14 protein-coding genes are annotated in these 16,933 nt (G+C 31.4%); all 14 read right to left on the reverse strand.

The window, feature by feature from the left end; all coding sequences use genetic code 11:
* Positions 1-21: 21 nt before the first annotated feature.
* Complete coding sequence (locus EV214_RS07145) at positions 22-3,339, reverse strand: efflux RND transporter permease subunit (protein WP_132244189.1); 3,318 nt, start codon at positions 3,337-3,339, stop codon at positions 22-24.
* A gap of 372 nt (positions 3,340-3,711) precedes the next feature.
* A complete protein-coding gene (locus EV214_RS07150; protein WP_132244191.1) occupies positions 3,712-4,347 on the reverse strand; it encodes a hypothetical protein in 636 nt (211 codons plus the stop codon).
* Complete coding sequence (locus tag EV214_RS07155; protein ID WP_132244193.1) at positions 4,347-4,574, reverse strand: helix-turn-helix transcriptional regulator; 228 nt, start codon at positions 4,572-4,574, stop codon at positions 4,347-4,349. The genes EV214_RS07150 and EV214_RS07155 overlap by 1 nt, the downstream gene beginning before the upstream one ends.
* Before the next feature lie 269 nt (positions 4,575-4,843).
* Entirely contained in the window at positions 4,844-4,999 is a 156-nt protein-coding gene (locus EV214_RS18705) for a hypothetical protein (RefSeq protein ID WP_165916290.1), read from the reverse strand.
* Positions 5,000-5,105: 106 nt separating this feature from the next.
* The gene (locus EV214_RS07160) at positions 5,106-7,415 is read right to left on the reverse strand and encodes a PAS domain-containing sensor histidine kinase (RefSeq protein WP_132244195.1); all 2,310 of its coding nucleotides are present in this window, start codon (positions 7,413-7,415) and stop codon (positions 5,106-5,108) included.
* Positions 7,416-7,712: 297 nt separating this feature from the next.
* Entirely contained in the window at positions 7,713-8,882 is a 1,170-nt protein-coding gene (gene nagA / locus EV214_RS07165) for an N-acetylglucosamine-6-phosphate deacetylase (protein WP_132244197.1), read from the reverse strand.
* A gap of 288 nt (positions 8,883-9,170) precedes the next feature.
* Positions 9,171-10,565, reverse strand: a complete 1,395-nt coding sequence (nagE, locus tag EV214_RS07170) for an N-acetylglucosamine-specific PTS transporter subunit IIBC (protein WP_132244199.1) — start codon at positions 10,563-10,565, stop codon at positions 9,171-9,173.
* Between the two features lie 341 nt (positions 10,566-10,906).
* Positions 10,907-11,167: an HPr family phosphocarrier protein gene (locus tag EV214_RS07175; protein WP_132244201.1), complete on the reverse strand. Its 261-nt coding sequence runs from the start codon at positions 11,165-11,167 to the stop codon at positions 10,907-10,909.
* A gap of 264 nt (positions 11,168-11,431) precedes the next feature.
* Positions 11,432-12,394 (reverse strand): threonine ammonia-lyase, encoded by a 963-nt coding sequence (locus EV214_RS07180; RefSeq protein WP_132244203.1) that lies wholly within the window; start codon positions 12,392-12,394, stop codon positions 11,432-11,434.
* A gap of 212 nt (positions 12,395-12,606) precedes the next feature.
* Positions 12,607-14,091, reverse strand: coding sequence for a DUF4153 domain-containing protein (locus tag EV214_RS07185; RefSeq protein WP_132244205.1), 1,485 nt, complete (start codon positions 14,089-14,091; stop codon positions 12,607-12,609).
* A 36-nt stretch (positions 14,092-14,127) separates the two neighbouring features.
* The gene (locus EV214_RS07190) at positions 14,128-14,346 is read right to left on the reverse strand and encodes a helix-turn-helix domain-containing protein (RefSeq protein ID WP_132244207.1); all 219 of its coding nucleotides are present in this window, start codon (positions 14,344-14,346) and stop codon (positions 14,128-14,130) included.
* 12 nt (positions 14,347-14,358) lie between these two features.
* Entirely contained in the window at positions 14,359-14,853 is a 495-nt protein-coding gene (locus EV214_RS07195; RefSeq protein ID WP_132244209.1) for a DUF2975 domain-containing protein, read from the reverse strand.
* A 261-nt stretch (positions 14,854-15,114) separates the two neighbouring features.
* Positions 15,115-15,825 carry a GntR family transcriptional regulator gene (locus tag EV214_RS07200; protein WP_243116583.1) on the reverse strand — a complete coding sequence of 237 codons (711 nt, stop codon included), beginning with the start codon at positions 15,823-15,825 and terminating at the stop codon, positions 15,115-15,117.
* A gap of 261 nt (positions 15,826-16,086) precedes the next feature.
* Positions 16,087-16,932, reverse strand: coding sequence for an SDR family oxidoreductase (locus EV214_RS07205; RefSeq protein WP_243116584.1), 846 nt, complete (start codon positions 16,930-16,932; stop codon positions 16,087-16,089).
* Position 16,933 lies beyond the last annotated feature (1 nt).

A 16,933-nucleotide genomic window follows, 5' to 3' on the forward strand; every position in this document is an offset into this window, starting at 1 on the left:
ATCTGTTCATACGCATTTTCTTTAATGATCTTGCGCATTATTTAAACAGTTTATCTTTTTCTTATCCTTAAAATAAATCTTTATGTTCTCTACAAAAGAATATAATACAGGAACAATCACCAGTGTCAAAACTGTTGCAAAGCTTAGCCCAAATATGATCGCATAGCCCATCGGTGCATAAAAATCATTTTTAAGTGTAAGTGGAAGAATCCCCCCTACAGTAGTTATGGTCGTTGACATAACAGGTATAAACCGTGTCATTGCGGTTTCTTTTATTGCTTCATTCATCTCATATCCATTTTTCCTTAGATAATTGATGTAGTCAACCAATACAATCGCATCATTTACTGCAATTCCTACTAAAGATACCATCCCGATTAAGGATGTTAATCCTAAATAACTTCCAACTAGTGTAAGTCCTATGAATACGCCAATGACAGCCATTGGCACTGAAAATAATATCACAAATGGTTGCGACAATGAGTTAAATTGTATAGAGAGGACAAGATATACTAAAATCATAGCTATAAACATATTTTTCCCCATGTTTATAAAGTAATCATTAACCTCTTCTTGTTCTCGATCAAATCCTGTGGAATACCCCTTTGGCATAGGGTACTTTTCAATCATTTTCATGAATTTCTCTTGTATCACCATCTTCTCTTCTTGATTTTTTACATTTGCGCCAACCTTTGCGTATCTTTTTTCACTGTGATGAAATATTGCAGCACAGCCTTCTTCCTCTTTTGCAGTGGCTACATAGGAAAATGGGATGGGTTGATTATTTCTACCATAAAAATAGAGATTATTTAAATCCTCTTTATGGATTAATTTTTCTTCCGTTGTACGGATCATCACATCAATCTCATCTTGGTTGATTTTAAATGTTGTTGCCTTTAGTCCATGTACTGCATTTCTTATCCCCATAGAAATGCTTCGATGATCGAGTCCTACAGCAGCTGCCTTTTCTTTATTGATGATGATCTGCATTTCATTCAGACCATTTTCAAAATTATTCCCTGCGTCAAAGGTTCCATCTATCCCCTTTAATTGGTCCGTTAAGTCAATCGCTATTTTCTTTAATGTATCAAAGTTCTTTCCATAGATCATAACTTCTATATCTTTATTTCCAAAATCAATTCCTTCTTTCATTTCTCCTATAGTGATATCTGCGCCGGCAATATCTTTTATACGTTTTCTACAATCTTCTGCGATTTCCATGCTACTTCTTTTTCTTTGATCCTTTTCTACCAATTTCACTTCAATTCTTGCCTTTTCAGGGCTCATAATCCGCGTTGTAAAGTTCTTCATTTCAGGATAATCAAATAGTATTTTTTCAACTTGGGCTGCCATATCCGATGTAGTTTTTATTTCTGAACCTACTGGAGTTTTAATGTTTACATTAAATTCTTCTGCATCCGTAGCGCCAAAAGGTGTAATCTTTAATATTCCTGATACCGGAAGCATCACACTTCCTGCTAATAGTAGCAGAACAATGCCTAATACCGCGAATTTTTTCTTTTTACTGATGATAATATTATATAATATATTTCCATATGTTTTTATAAATGGATTGTCTAGTGGATTTCCCTTACCCTTTATTAGCTTATAGGAAATAGCACCTGTAAAGACAATCGCAAAGCTCCAAGCAAGTATATTTGTATTGATGATGCCTTCATGCTTATCCTTGAATGCAAGCATAGAAAGAACAAATACACAAAATACAGATATTCCTTTTATGATGATATCTACCACATGTTTATTTTTTCTATCCTTTTTTAGATGACTTTTTAAGAATATCGCACTTAATGCTGGTGTTACCGTAATTGCAATAAAAAATGATGAAGATAATGCTGCTATAACAGTTATAGGAATCCATTTAAGCCAATAACCATAGAGTCCTTTCGTTATTGCCATAGGCAAAAATGCCGCAAGGGTTGTAAGGGTTGCTGATAGTATTGCAGGTGCTACTTGATTTGTAGCAGCCTTTGCTGCATCCTTAGGATTTACACCCTTCATTTTAAGCCGATCTATATTCTCCATAACAACAATCCCATTATCAACAAGCATACCTACAGCTAAAATCATAGAGAAAAGAATCATCGTATTGATGGAAGCCCCCATATTTTTAAGAATCACTGTAGATGCTAAAAGAGCGAGTGGAATTACCACAGATACGACTAATGACTCTGATAGTCCGATAAATATATACAAAACAATAATCACTAAACACAAACCTGATTTAGCATTGTCAAAAACATCTCCAAGATTGGTTTCTATCATTTCTGCTAAATCCATCGTGATATGGGTTTCCATCTCTTTTGGATAAATACTGCCTTTTCCATTTTTCAGTATATCCCTTACTTCTTCACCTATTTTTATAGCATCTGATCCTTCTTTTCGTTTTACTATAATAGTTACTGATTTTTTTATATCCGTTTTATCTGTTCCTACACCTACAGACATTCTTGCATCAGACTCTATTTCTTTGTAACCATCTACCACTACCCCTATATCTCTTATATAGAGAGGTCCCCCTCCATTATAAGAAACCACCACTTCTTCCATATCTTCTACTGTTTTAAATTTTCCGATCGTCCTTACATTATATTTTTTATTATCTAGATAGATATTTCCTCCTGGTATAGTTGTATTGCTCGTTTTTAGCGCATTTCCTATCTGCTCTAAAGTCATGTTGTATACTACGAGTTTATGAGGGTCTATGATTACCTTGATCTCTCTCTCTAGTCCTCCATACACTTCTACATCAGATACACCCTGAATTTTTTCGATTGCATCCTTTATGCTATCTGCAGAATTTTTAAGCGCGATCAGATCATCTATTCCTGTTAGATTGAGTATCAATACGTATTTGTTTCCTGTTTCCATCTCACTGATATAAGGGTCATCTGCATCATCTGGAAGGGACGTTTTAGCTTCTGATACCTTATCCTTCACTTCATTCTTAACTTTTTCCATATCTGTACTCACATCAAAGCTTATATCAATACTTGAATACCCTAATGCGGATGTTGATTTTAAGCTTTTTATACCTTCCATCTCACTGATTTTGCTTTCTAATTCATCTGTAACTAATGTTTCTATTTCCTCTGGGGATGCCCCTGTATAAGTTGTCGTTACATTTATATAAGGGAGTCTGATTTCTGGATTGATTTCCTTTGCCATTTGAGAAAAAGAAACCCATCCTACATAAACAATCAAAATGATTAAAAGAATCATAATTCTTGGTCGATCTACAAACAAACATGCCCATTTACCAAGGACATTTTTCTCATCATGAAGTTCTGGTATATACCCATGTTCCTTTTGGTCTTTCATGCTTTCTCTCCTTTCTTATTATATATATCATGCTTTTGATGCTTCTACTTTTGTGAAAACCTCACTACGATTGTAGCTATTTATTTCACCAACGAAATTAAAAATAAAAACCATTCATTATCAGGATAATTTTACCACATTTCAATCATAAATATAGGCTATTATACTTTTTTAATGTTATATTAAGAAAAAAATCACCATGCTAACATAGTTTTTAGCGTATCCTTCCTATATTATTTTTTTCTCCCTATGTATTATTTTTTTTTATTTGGCAATACTTTTTATATAAAGAACCGGATGATTTGAACTGTGATATTTTAGTCCCCCTTTAATATCCACCATAATCATCCTGTTCTTTTATATTGTCCAAATCTATCCTATTCCTTTGTTATAAATACGATAAATAACATATATAATAAATACGATTATACAGATCCCATAGATTCTATAGATCTTATTAAAAGTTTTGTCTATTTCTTTTTCTCTTTTTTTATAATCTTCTCTACTCAAGTTTTTTCTGATATCAGGAAGCAATGGGGTTGTGATGCCAAGTAACATTACGTTTATAAACAAAAATAGCTCATCATACCTGATAAACCCTAAAGCATTATCGAAAAAATCAAATTTAAAAATGATACTGATTGTTGATAATCCACCCATTGCTGTTAAAACCCACATGAAGCTCTGAAGTATTTTTTTGTTTTTTATATATATAGAAAAACATACTCCCTTTAGTCCTATAAAATAACAAAGCAAAGTCAAACCACCTAAGCTTTCTATACTCAAAAAAATTGCTGTAAGCGAAATATTTTCATTTCCTATTACGGACATATAGAGACTATACCCCATCAAAGATATGATCGTTATGAAAACAGCATTTTTTAATGCCCGATTAAAAACCTGTTGTTCTAACTCATCTTTATGACCGAATAAACTCAAAAAAAATACAGCACTTACAAGACTTGCATTTAAAGCATGTATAGATAATAATAACTTTTCACTATCCATTATTCTTCAACCTCCTCTAACATTTCAAAGACTTCATCTACGCTTTCTCCAAAATATTTTGCTATCGAAAAAGCAAGCTTTAAAGAAGGATTAAACGTACCCCTCTCAATTTCCAAAATTGTCCCCCTGTTTACCCCTAAATCTATCGCCAAGTCTTCTTGGGTTAAATTTCTTTCGGCTCTAAGTACTTTTATTTTTGTATGAAATAACTTTTTCCTTTTTACCATAGAACCCCTCCTATGCAATATATAGTATCAATATTGTTGTGTATAGTCAACAAAAAGTTTTATATATGTAACAATTCATTCTTTTCACTGAAACGAAAAAGCTGTCTAAAAGATTTTTTAATGCTTTTAGACAGCTTCTTTAATTTATTCATTTATTAAAGTGGGCATTTAGAATCAGATATGCTTTTAAATACGCTTCAGAAAAACCTAAATAAGTTCTTAACATTTCCCAAAATAAAAACAAGGCTAATCCTAGCCTTGTTTTTATTTTAAGCAGATGCATTTTTAGGTTTATATACCGTTTTTTCTCTATTAAACTTATATTGAATATACTTAGGACAATATTTTACATCCCCACTTAAAATAAATTGCTTACAATCTTTTTCACAGGTGCTACACTTATACGCTATTTTTAGATTTTCCACAGCCTATTCCTCCTTTGTATTCTCCATCTATTGTTTTTGACATTTTATCATAATCCCTGTGAAAAATATGTAAAACTGCCATGTAAAAAAGTGACGAATCCTATATTTAAAAATATATATCTGAAAACTCGATGAATACTTTTTCAACCTTTTCTGAGTGCATGGTGTTACAATCGCATATATTATTAGGGGCTTTTATCCTTTTATTTGGAAGCTTTATAATAAACTCCGTCCCCTCTTTGTATGTGCTGTTTACCCCTATACTTCCTCCATGCATTTCAACTAAATTTTTCACAAGAGATAATCCAATGCCACTGCCTTCATGTTCTCTTATGAAAGACTTATTAACCTGCCTAAATCTTTCAAATATAATTTTTAAATGCTCTTCTTTGATACCAATCCCTGAATCCTTTACAGAAACCATTACACTCGCTTCTGTATTTTTTATGCAAACAGCTATTTTATCCCCTTCTTTTGTGAATTTTATAGCATTAGATAATAAATTGAGTATCATTCGTTCGATTTTATCTGGATCACATGCAATGATTTTTTTATCCATATCAGCATGAAATGTAAGCTTTAAATTTTTAACCGCTATAAATGGATCCACAGAATCTGTTATATCTTTTACAATTTTTACAATATCGCAGTTTCTAAGATTTAGTTGTAAAAATCCTGAATCAATCCTTGTAATATCAATCAAGTTATTTACAAGCCTTATGAGCCGATAACAGTTTTGCTTTATACTTTTATTCATCTTTGTAATTTTCTCACAATCTTTTGAACCATTCATATCCTTTAAGTATGTGTCCGTTAGTTGTATGGCCCCTAATATAACATTAATGGGTGTTCTAAACTCATGGGAAATATTCGCAAAAAATTCAGTTCTTAGCTTTTCATATGCCTTCGCCGCATTAAGAAGCTTCCTATTTTCTTTCTCTTTCTTTTTTATTTCTCTGATTTTTGTTCTTTCACTGATATCTCGCGTACAGCATAATATTTTTTCTACAATTCCATCTTTCATAATGGGTACACAATTGCTTTCTATTTGAAATGTATTCCCACGAATGTTTTTTGCAATAAACTGAATACCTACGATTGCTTCCCCTTTTAATAATTTAAATTCAGCTTTCCTTAATATATCAACACTCTCATCCGCTACAAAATCTGTAATCTTTACATGTCCTATGTCTTTTTTATCAATCAAAAATTTTCTTATAAAAGCTGGATTTGCATCCATGATCACATGATTTTTCATATCTACAATATAAATAAAATCAGGACATATATTAAAAAAATTCCGATACCGTATTTCGCTATCTTTTAGATTCTCTTGGGCTATTTTCCTTTTTGATACATCTCGAATGATGATGATGATTTCCTCTGTTGCTAGCGGAATGACTCTACTTTCATAATATTTGATTTGTCCGTTTCTCTTAATAGAAAGTTCTTTTTCAACCAAAGCATTGATATTTAGAGCTTCATTGATTGTTTTATAAGTAAATAATTTTATATCTTTAGGAACCGCATTGATAATGGTCTTCCCTATATATTCTTTAGGATTAATGTTAAAATCTAAATGCCTACTAGATTTACAATCTAATATATTCCATTTTGCATCTATACGAAAATAAAGGTCTGGTAGTACTTCAAATATTTTATCAAGTTCATTTATCTTTTTTCTTAATTTTTCTTCTATATTTTTCCCGTGGATCACATCAACCCCAAAAGCCCAACTACACCAACTATCAATAGAAAATTCTTTAGAAATATTGAACCCAGATATAGTTTTTATGCTACCATCCTTACATGCTATATCATACTCTACATCTCTAAAATTGTAATTCCCGACGCTTATTTCCTTCATGATTTTCTGTTTATATTCTTCATTTTGATATAGTTTTTCCCATATTTTACGATTATTTTTCATCACTTCTTGATCATATCCTATAACGCGTTCACATTCTTTGTTCCATAATATAATATTTCCTTTTTCATCAATAGCATCCATCACAATGGGCATATTTTTAAAAGCAGAATATAATCGTTCATTTTTTTCTTTCATCTCTATCTCTGTTTTTTTATAAGCTGTGATATCATTTAAAATCACAACAATACTTTTAAGCTGTGCATTTTCATCCAATATCTTCTTACATTGGACTTTGAAATATTGGAAATGATTATTTGTTTCTAATTTTTTTTCAAAAACAGCCCGTTGCTTCATATTTTGCTTAAAAAGGTTTAAATCATCGATCAACCATCCTTTTATTCCCTCATGGATACAATCAGATTTTATATGACTCAGATTGTATATTTCCTCATTGCATTTTATGATTTCCATATTCTTGTCAAAAATAATAATCGGTATCGGTAGGTGGTTACAAAAAGATTCTACATCCGTACACATATCAAACATACAAGCTATTATCTCCTTTCATTTTTTACAATTACAAACATATATGTCTGTATTCTTCCATTTGTCACCATTTTCCTTCCAAAATAGAAAAAAATGTATAATAATGATTTAATCATTATTATACATCTTCATAAAATTTCTAATACATTTTTTTCTCTCACTATATACCATTCTTTTTTAATATTCCAAAGACTACCCCGTCTACTTTCATTGTTTCAAATTCCCTATGTAAATAACAAAAATCTATACCTATTTGCTATCATATTTGCAGCTTTTTTACTCATTTGTTCATAATTATCAACACAAATAATCCTCATCCATATTCACCTCGTATGCAATATTTCCATCTATTATCGTGCTTAAAATGTTTATATCTTGGTCAAAAATAACCAAATCTGATTTCTTCCCTTTTTCTATACTGCCTAACTGATCATCGATCCCTATGGCTCTTGCTTGGTTTAAGCTTGCCATATTTATGATTTCATTTAATTTGTAAGTTGTATTGTCCCTTATATTTCTTATTGCTTCATTTAATTTAAGTATACTTCCTGCTAAAGTTCCATTCTCAAGCCTTGCTGAATGCGCATCTACAATTACATTTTGTCCTCCTAATGAATATTTACCACATTTCATACATCCTGCCATCATAGAATCTGTTATTAAAATAATTCGTTCCTTTTTATTGATATCTATAAACGCTTGAAAAAATCCTTTATGTACATGAATCGTATCTGCTATCAATTCACAATATACATCTCTTGAAAATACTGCACCTATAACGCCTGGATTTCTATGATGAAGTCCTGTCATCCCATTAAATGTATGGGTTACATAAGTAACCCCTTTGTCTATCGCTTTTAATGCCTCTTCAAAAGTAGCACCCGTATGTCCCATAGAAAGCCTTATGTTTTTGTGCTTTTTTGTATTCTCTATGAATCCATACCGTTGATCTTCTTCTGGTGCAAAGGTAATTATTTTCAATAGTTCTAAATAGGGTTTAATAAAGTTATAATCAGGTTTCATAATATATTTTTCATTTTGAGCCCCTTTATATTTTTTACTTATAAATGGCCCTTCCAAATGAACGCCTTGCACTTTTGCACCGTCTAATTTCTTATGCATACAATCCTTTATGTTTTTTAAAGATTTTGTAATAGCTTCAATAGGCATGGTCATTGTAGTAGGCAAAAAAGATGTAACACCTGTTTTTGCGATAGATTTTGAAATATTGTTGATTGCTTCAAAGGTAGCATCCATTGTGTCAAATCCAGCTGATCCATGAATGTGTAAATCGATAAAGCCAGGGGATACATAGTGGTTTTTCGCATCTATTACTTCTTTCACACCCGCTACATATTGTAATGCATCTTTTTTTATGATGCCGATTATTTTTTTATCATACAAAAGTACACAATCATTTAAAATATCATCTTTTACAATTATTTTTCCATTTATAAGTGCCTTCAAAAAAATCACCTTCCAAAACAGCTTATTACATTTTTATACAAATTTAAAATCCATTCAGCAACCCTAAGCATCAGGGATTTAGCTCAATATTCTACAACCCGTAAATTAATTTTTACTCCCACTTATATCAGTATCTATAGATAAACAATTTTGATACTAAAAATAGAATATGCTTAATCAATTTGCTTAAATAAAATAGTAGTTTATTGGTATTAATCACTTAGTATATCCATTATAAGCGGGAGTCTTATAAAATGGTAAACAATATTGAAAGAAAATCAAAATTGTTTATTTCACAAAATTACGTGATGTACTTAAAATCTTCTTCATTTTAGTAGATAAAATCTCTACCTTTGTTCCTATAATTACTTGCATACTTTTATCATTTATTTTTAATACCCCTGCTGCGCCAATATGCTTTAGTCTCTTTTCATCAACAATGGATGTATCTTTTAATATAAGTCTTAGTCTTGTAATACAAGAATCTAGTTCTACTATATTGTCCAATCCTCCTAAAGCAGCTAAATAATCCTTAGCCAACGTATCTAAGTCATCTACCTTGCTAAGATCTACTGTATTTTCGTCTATATCTTCTCTCCCTGGGGTTTTTATATCAAATTTTTTGATTGCGAATACAAATATCAAGTAGTATACAATAAAAAATGCTACTCCGATAGGTATTAAAAGCAATCCTTTTGTTGCCAAACCCATATTCACCACATAATCAATAAATCCTGCTGAGAAACCAAATCCATGATGAATGCCTAAAACATTTGTTACTGCTAATGCTGCACCTGTTAACACTGCATGGATAGCATATAACCCTGGCGCTAAAAACATAAACATAAATTCAATGGGCTCTGTAATCCCTGTTAAAAATGCTGTAAAAGCAACAGATAATAAAGCGCCTCCTACTGCCTTTTTGTTTTCTTTTTTCGCTGTCGTATACATTGCTAGTGCTGCTGCTGGAAGGCCGAACATCATTACAGGGAAAAATCCAGTCATAAATACACCAGCAGTTGGATCTCCTACAAAGAATCTTCCTAGATCTCCTGTCGCTCCATTAAATTCTCCAAATACAAACCAAACAACACTATTAAGTATATGATGAAGTCCTGTAGGAATTAATAGTCTATTTACTGTACCAAATACAAAATATCCAGGAGCGCCTGCTGCTATAATCCAATTTGCTACAGCATCTATTGCCCCTTGAACTGGTGGCCATACAAATCCATATGCAACACCTATAAGAATAGATGCAAAAGAAGTTATGATTGGAACAAACCGTTTCCCACCAAAGAATCCTAAAAAGTCTGGCAGTTTAATATCATGATACTTATTGTATAGATTCCCTGCTACGATTCCTGCAATCATTCCTACTAAAACACCCATCTTTTTCACTTCTATTGCTTCGTTGAAAGTGGGTGCAACAGCCGTTGCCGTAAAATATCCTATAGCACCTGCAAGACCAGCTGACCCATGATTATCCTTTGCAATCCCTATGGCCACACCTATAGCAAATAATATTGGCAGGTTTCCAAATACAGCATCTCCTGCCGCTGTGATAAAAGGTATGTTAAACAATACCCCAAGTCTTAAAAGTATTGCTACTACAGGCATTACTGCAATCGGTAGCATTAAAGATTTCCCTAATTTTTGTAGCTTTCCAAAAGCATTGCTCATTATAATTCCTCCTTTTTTCAAAATAAATTTATTTGTATAAAAAAAGACACAAACCTATATACAAATAAAATCCTTGCTCATTTGTATATAGGTTTATGCCTGATTTTCAGTAACACACCTAAATTCTCATTCAGTTATTATATTTATAATATCATATAAAGAAAATGTTTGTCAATCTATAACGTATATTTTTTTTGAATATTGCTTATTTTCATAAAATTTCATCTTTTTTCCTTAAAAACCTACAGGTACCCTTTAAAAAATAAAAGCATAACCCATTGGCTATACTTTCAATAAAATTTTTTCTCCTATTATCTATTGATCCTCTCTTAATCAAACTTTTACTCACCAAATTTTGAATTTACCAAATCAACTAAAGCTTCTACTGCTTCTTGTTCATCTGGTCCATTTGCAATAATTTTTATTTCAGCATCTTTTTTTATACCTACGCTTAATACATTCATGATAGACTTTGCATTTACTTTTTTTGTATCTTCCTCAATCACTATATCAGATACAAATTCAGATGCTTTTTTTACAAAAGCTGCTGCTGGTCTCGCATGTAATCCTGCATCATTTAATATTTTAACTGATTTTTCCATATTCTTATCCCCCTTAAATTTTTCACTTTTATTTTTATATTTAAAATAAAAAGACATTGCATCATAGTTCGTTAAAAACATATACAATCATGTATACGTTTTTATCAAAACCATTAGCTAATGCCTAATCTAATCAGTGACACGCTATTAAATTCAAATGATCCTCATTTTTTATACTTTGTTAAAATTTTACTCCAGTGTTCTATATATGTCAATAAAAACATTTCAAAAAATATGGACTGAGTCAGTATACTCATCTATTTTTTAATAATATTGATCTATTAAACTTTTTAATTGTTCATCCCCAATATTTCCACCAGTAATCACTAAAGCTACTTTTTTTCCTTTAAAACGTTCTCTATTTTCTTTATATGCAGCATATACAGTAGCACTAGAGGGTTCACACACTATTTTTTCATGTTTCAGTATCTCTACTGTAGCTTTTCCTATGGCTTCTTCTGCGACAATGATTACATCATCAATGCACTTGTCTGCCATTTCATAAGGGACTTTAGCAATCCCACCAATTAAAGCATCACATATACTTTCTGATGCTTCGAAATATTCGTAGCAAACCTTATCTTCTAAAGATTTTTTCATCGCTGGACTCGCTTTTGTTTGCACACCAATCACTTCTATATTTGGATTGATATGTTTGGCATAAACACCAATCCCTGTGATTAATCCTCCCCCGCCAATAGGTACTAGGATCACATTAATCTCTGGATTTTGTTTCAATATTTCTAAAGCAACTGTTCCTGCTCCAGCAATGCAAATCGGATCTTCACAAGGATTTACTTCAATAAGCCCTCGTTCGTTTATTTTTTGTTCCCCTATATGATGGGCCTCATCGTAATTTTTCCCAACCTTATTTACTTTTGCGCCAAAGCAACGTATTTTTTCAACTTTCGAAAAAGGTGTTGTCTCTGGAACAAAAATTTCTGTTTGCTCAATACCTAGCTTTGAAGCTGTATACGCTAAAGATGCCCCATGATTTCCAGAAGAAATTGCTGTTACCCCTCTTTTAATATCTTCTTCTGTTAAGCTTGTCGCTTTACTCATGGCTCCACGAATTTTATAACTCTTTACAACAGGTTGTTGGTTATCAAGTTTTAGGAAAACTTCTGAATCTTTGTCACTTAATCGAAAACTTTTTTCTAGGGCTGTTGTAGAAATATGTTCTTTAATTCTTTCGTATGCCAATGTAACATCCTTATATTTAAGCATATCAAATGCCTCCTCTATATTATGAATAATCATTCTTTTCTTTTGTATTATTATAACAAATCTTTTAGCATAAATGTTCTAATACGCAATAACTTGTTGAGAAAAATACAAGCATCTCCCACACTTAAACTTGAATTTTTCACCTAGATTCTACTGGAATATTATAAAAATCATATTTAAACACAAGATATGATAGATAAAACACATACGAATCATTGATATCTTTTCAAAATATTTCCTTTATAGTAATTGTATTCATACCAATGATCATAGGAATCCTTAATACTTTTTATCTTTCTCTTCATATATTGAATGGTTTTTATTTGGATTTTTGTCTCTTTACTATCTACTAATTTTGCAACCTCATCAAATGCATCAAAAGACAAGCTTTCAAGATAATCCATATCGATCTTTTGATCCATTTTATATCTCTCAATATTGTTTTTAGCAATGATTTTATCTACATTCATAAAGTTCAGTCCTATATAAACAACCATTGTTGCAATGATGATTAACTTTAGTACAGGCACTTTCTTCATCCATATACCAACTAATACAATGATCAGTAGTATGGCAAGTAACAACATAAATACCTGTACAAATAATCTAAGGCGGGTATATCCAAACATTTTTTCGTACATATTCATTTTATAATTTGCTGAAAATAACATATTAAAGGTAAACCCAATTAATAAGCTATAGGAAACATTGGCGATTTTATTTACTTTTAAATTATCACGCTTACAAAATTTCATACTTGTTGAGAGGATAATAAAGTTAATGATTGTGACAAAAACAAGTTCAAAAAATCCTTTTCGTGCATAAACTGCATGGGAAAATCCCATGGGAAGCTGTGCCCCTTCTGCATACAAATAGGAAAACTGAATAACCGTAAATAGTAAATACACAATATTGATAGTAAAAATGATTGTAATTAATGTAATTGGCTCCCACTCAATTCTTTTTATGTTAATAGCTTCTCTATCTACCTTATTTTCATACTGGAAACTCCATAAAAATCCAAACATGTATAGGGTGATCGGAATGACAATGATGCAATCCCCTAGAAAATTAAATAAATCTAATTTCCCAAACAAATTTCCTAGATCTTCAACATAGTACTGAAATACCCTATCTGCCGATGCAAGCAATCCTATAATCACAAGGAGTAATGGTAAGGATAATAGTAATCCCCTTAATATATTTTTCTGTGTACCATTCATTTTAGACTTTTTCCGTGAGCGGATGATTTCCTTTGTGAAATCAAATAACTTAGGGATTGTAGCAAATGATTCAGGAAGAATCCGCTCTACAATCCTTGCTAATAAATCGAGTTTTATTTCTTTGATCTCTTCATATCTAATGATTAAGATATAGCTCACAATCAATAAAGGAATAAGCATGCTATTGATTGTTCTTAAAACTTCGTTGTTATATATTGCATAAGTACTAGACAATAGTACAATCGGTACTAAAAAGATATAACTAATGCTTTTATTTAAATCGATTTTTCTATGCAAAATCCATATTGCTCCTAAAATAACCACGCCATGATAGATTACTGCTGAAACCCCAATATCATCCTCCGTAAAGAAATAGTTTACCAAAAGTCCTATGATAAAAGCTGCCCCTATAGCCTTTAACTTTTCAGCGATTGGTTTGTTTTCATCTATTAACATTCTTTCTGATTTTTCCATAATATCCCTCCTACCCAATAATTGATCCTCATTATCTTAAAACTTTACTTCATCTCCCACATATTCCAACAAATCCCCTGGCTGACAATCTAGTTCCTTACAGATGGCTTCAAGCGTAGTAAATCTTATGGCCTTTGCTTTGTTATTTTTTAATATAGATAAATTTGCATTGGTAATACCTACTCGCTCTGCAAGATCTGTTAGGGAGATTTTTCGCTTTGCCATCATCACATCTAAGTTTACAATAATTGCCATAATAACCCCCCCCTAAATCGTAAAATCATTTTCTTCTTTTACTGCAACCGCTTGCTCAAATACTTTTGATAAAATCAAAATAAAGCATCCTGCAAAGAAAAAGATAAAAAACTCCATATCCGTATGAACTCCTTTCATATCAATGGTTATGAGATTAAATGCTACATACTTTGGATTGATAAAGAAATTGATTAAATAGCAAAAGGTAATAATAAAACATGCTATAGCTATATTTCTTAGTCTTATTGCATTTTCTATTATAAATGGATTTACATGGATTAAAGAATCCACAATTTTTCTCAAATGGTAAATGATTAAGATTAAAGAAAACGTACCGATTAAAAATAAAGTATAGATACTCATTTTTCTAATCATACTGATGTTTAAATCATTTGAAGACAATACATTTTTAGATAGATATAAAAACATCCCGACCCCAATGATCAATAAAATATTTAACATGATTCTTAATAAACTTGTTAAAGAACCCTTTCCATAGTATTTCATATACAAGCCTCCTCTTTGTTTTTTATTCCTTTATAATAATCTTCTTTATCTATTTTTAAGCGCGGCAGCGTCTATAATTTGGAAATATTTTTTTCTTCAATTCCACTATTATATTACCATGCATTTAAATGTTTTTCAATATATTTTTATTGAAAAACGATAATATTTTATTAAAAAAGAATAAAAAAAATCCATAGTTTCTTCCAACATGGATTTTTAGCATAATTATTTTATAGATTTGCTACCTTAAAAATTAACTTTTTATCGTTTAAAATAATCTGGGCATTTTTCTTGAAGCATAATCTTATCAAATACAGCTCTTGTCAAATGCGTTTTCATCATTTCGGCAGCTTCATCACCATTTTTACCCTTTATGGCTTTTAGTATTAATGTATGATCTTGATAGGTAGTTTCCCACGTATCAATAGATGTGCTCACTAAATTTAACGTTCTAAATCTACGAAATTGTGCACCTATACGCTGTATACTTTCCCATACGCGACTTTTATTGGTTCCTTTAAATAAAGTTTCATGAAATTCATCATCATATTTCATCATCTGTGTATAATTTTTTTCCTTAATACAAAAGCTTTGCATATTTAAATTTGACTCTAAATCAAATAACAGCGCTTGTGGAAATTCTTTTGCAGCCAGTTTTGCTACGGCACTTTCTAATGTTTCTCTCATAAATCTTGATTCTTCCACCAAATCTAAATCGATCAAAGAAACATAGGTCCCCTTTTGCGGATAGGTTTCAATCAAATCTTCTTGTGAAAGCTGTATAAATGCTTCTCTAACAGGTGTTCTACTCACATTTAATAAATCCGCAATTTCCTTTTCTGATATGCTACATCCTGGTTTTAAATTTAAATTAATAATATTATCACTTAAAATATTGTAAACATATACTCTCGTCGATTCACCTATATTTCTAGCCTTTATATTTAAATCCATTTCATCACCCTCGTTCATAAAAGTCCTTCTTCGTTTCGCAGAGCATTTTCATCTACCCCTTTTATAAAATCATAATCTGTACACCTAATAGTAGTTAGTAGTATACTACTATAATTAGAATATCATTACTATTTTATTTGTTTTTTATGCTATTGTCAAATATATGCTGATTCTAAAAAGTATTATACTGTCATTAATTACAAATAAAAATACAGGATTATAGTCTTACTATTAGACTATATATCCTGTATCTATGATTTGAAAAATTCTTATCTTTTCCTATACACCAGAATATGCCATAAATCCACCATCAACAGGAATAACTGTTCCTGTAACAAATCCAGAAGCTTTCTCATCACTAAGCCATAGAAGGGTTCCTAATAAGTCACTTGGTTCTCCAAATTTTCTCATAGGTGTTTGGCTAATGATTTTTTTAGAACGCTCTGTATAAGAACCATCTTCGTTTATTAATAATTTGTGATTTTGTTGTGTTAAGAAAAATCCTGGTGCAATGGCGTTCACACGAATTCCAACGCCAGCCATATGTACAGCTAACCATTGTGTAAAGTTACTAATCGCAGCTTTTGCACCACTATATGCAGGTACCTTAGTCATTGGACAAGGTGCACTCATAGAAGACATATTAATAATGGTTGATCCTTTTTTATTTACCATTTTTCTAGAAAAAACTTGTGTAGGAATTAATGTTCCCATAAAGTTTAAGCTAAATACAAAATCAAATCCCTTTGGATCTAAATCAAAGAAAGTAGTAATACTATCATCTTTTTTCTCTAAGTCTACTAATTCTAAAGTTTCTTTTGTCGTTGTACCCTTTGGATGATTTCCACCTGCCCCATTGATTAAAATATTGCAATCGCCAAGCTGCTTCGCTACTTCTTTTTCTGCTTCTATAACACTTTCTTTATTTAATACGTCACAAGCAACCCCTATTGCGATGCCACCATTTTCTCTTATTTCACTGGCAACTGCTTCTGCTGCTTCTATGCGTAGATCAAGAACAGCAACCTTTGCCCCTTGCTTTGCAAGTTCCTTTGCAAATGCACTACATAAAACGCCGCCACCACCTGTTACAACAGCAACTTTCCCTTTTATATTTTCGTTCATG

Source organism: Marinisporobacter balticus, assembly GCF_004345705.1.
Taxonomy (GTDB): Bacteria; Bacillota; Clostridia; order Peptostreptococcales; family Thermotaleaceae; genus Marinisporobacter; species Marinisporobacter balticus.

Coding starts and splice junctions, on each gene's coding strand:
- EV214_RS07145 (WP_132244189.1), bottom strand. CDS start 3,339: ATGAAAGACCAAAAGGAACATGGGTATATACCAGAACTTCATGATGAG.
- EV214_RS07150 (WP_132244191.1), bottom strand. CDS start 4,347: ATGGATAGTGAAAAGTTATTATTATCTATACATGCTTTAAATGCAAGT.
- EV214_RS07155 (WP_132244193.1), bottom strand. CDS start 4,574: ATGGTAAAAAGGAAAAAGTTATTTCATACAAAAATAAAAGTACTTAGA.
- EV214_RS07160 (WP_132244195.1), bottom strand. CDS start 7,415: ATGTTTGATATGTGTACGGATGTAGAATCTTTTTGTAACCACCTACCG.
- nagE (WP_132244199.1), bottom strand. CDS start 10,565: ATGAGCAATGCTTTTGGAAAGCTACAAAAATTAGGGAAATCTTTAATG.
- EV214_RS07175 (WP_132244201.1), bottom strand. CDS start 11,167: ATGGAAAAATCAGTTAAAATATTAAATGATGCAGGATTACATGCGAGA.
- EV214_RS07180 (WP_132244203.1), bottom strand. CDS start 12,394: ATGCTTAAATATAAGGATGTTACATTGGCATACGAAAGAATTAAAGAA.
- EV214_RS07185 (WP_132244205.1), bottom strand. CDS start 14,091: ATGGAAAAATCAGAAAGAATGTTAATAGATGAAAACAAACCAATCGCT.
- EV214_RS07190 (WP_132244207.1), bottom strand. CDS start 14,346: ATGGCAATTATTGTAAACTTAGATGTGATGATGGCAAAGCGAAAAATC.
- EV214_RS07195 (WP_132244209.1), bottom strand. CDS start 14,853: ATGAAATACTATGGAAAGGGTTCTTTAACAAGTTTATTAAGAATCATG.
- EV214_RS07200 (WP_243116583.1), bottom strand. CDS start 15,825: ATGAACGAGGGTGATGAAATGGATTTAAATATAAAGGCTAGAAATATA.
- EV214_RS07205 (WP_243116584.1), bottom strand. CDS start 16,932: ATGAACGAAAATATAAAAGGGAAAGTTGCTGTTGTAACAGGTGGTGGC.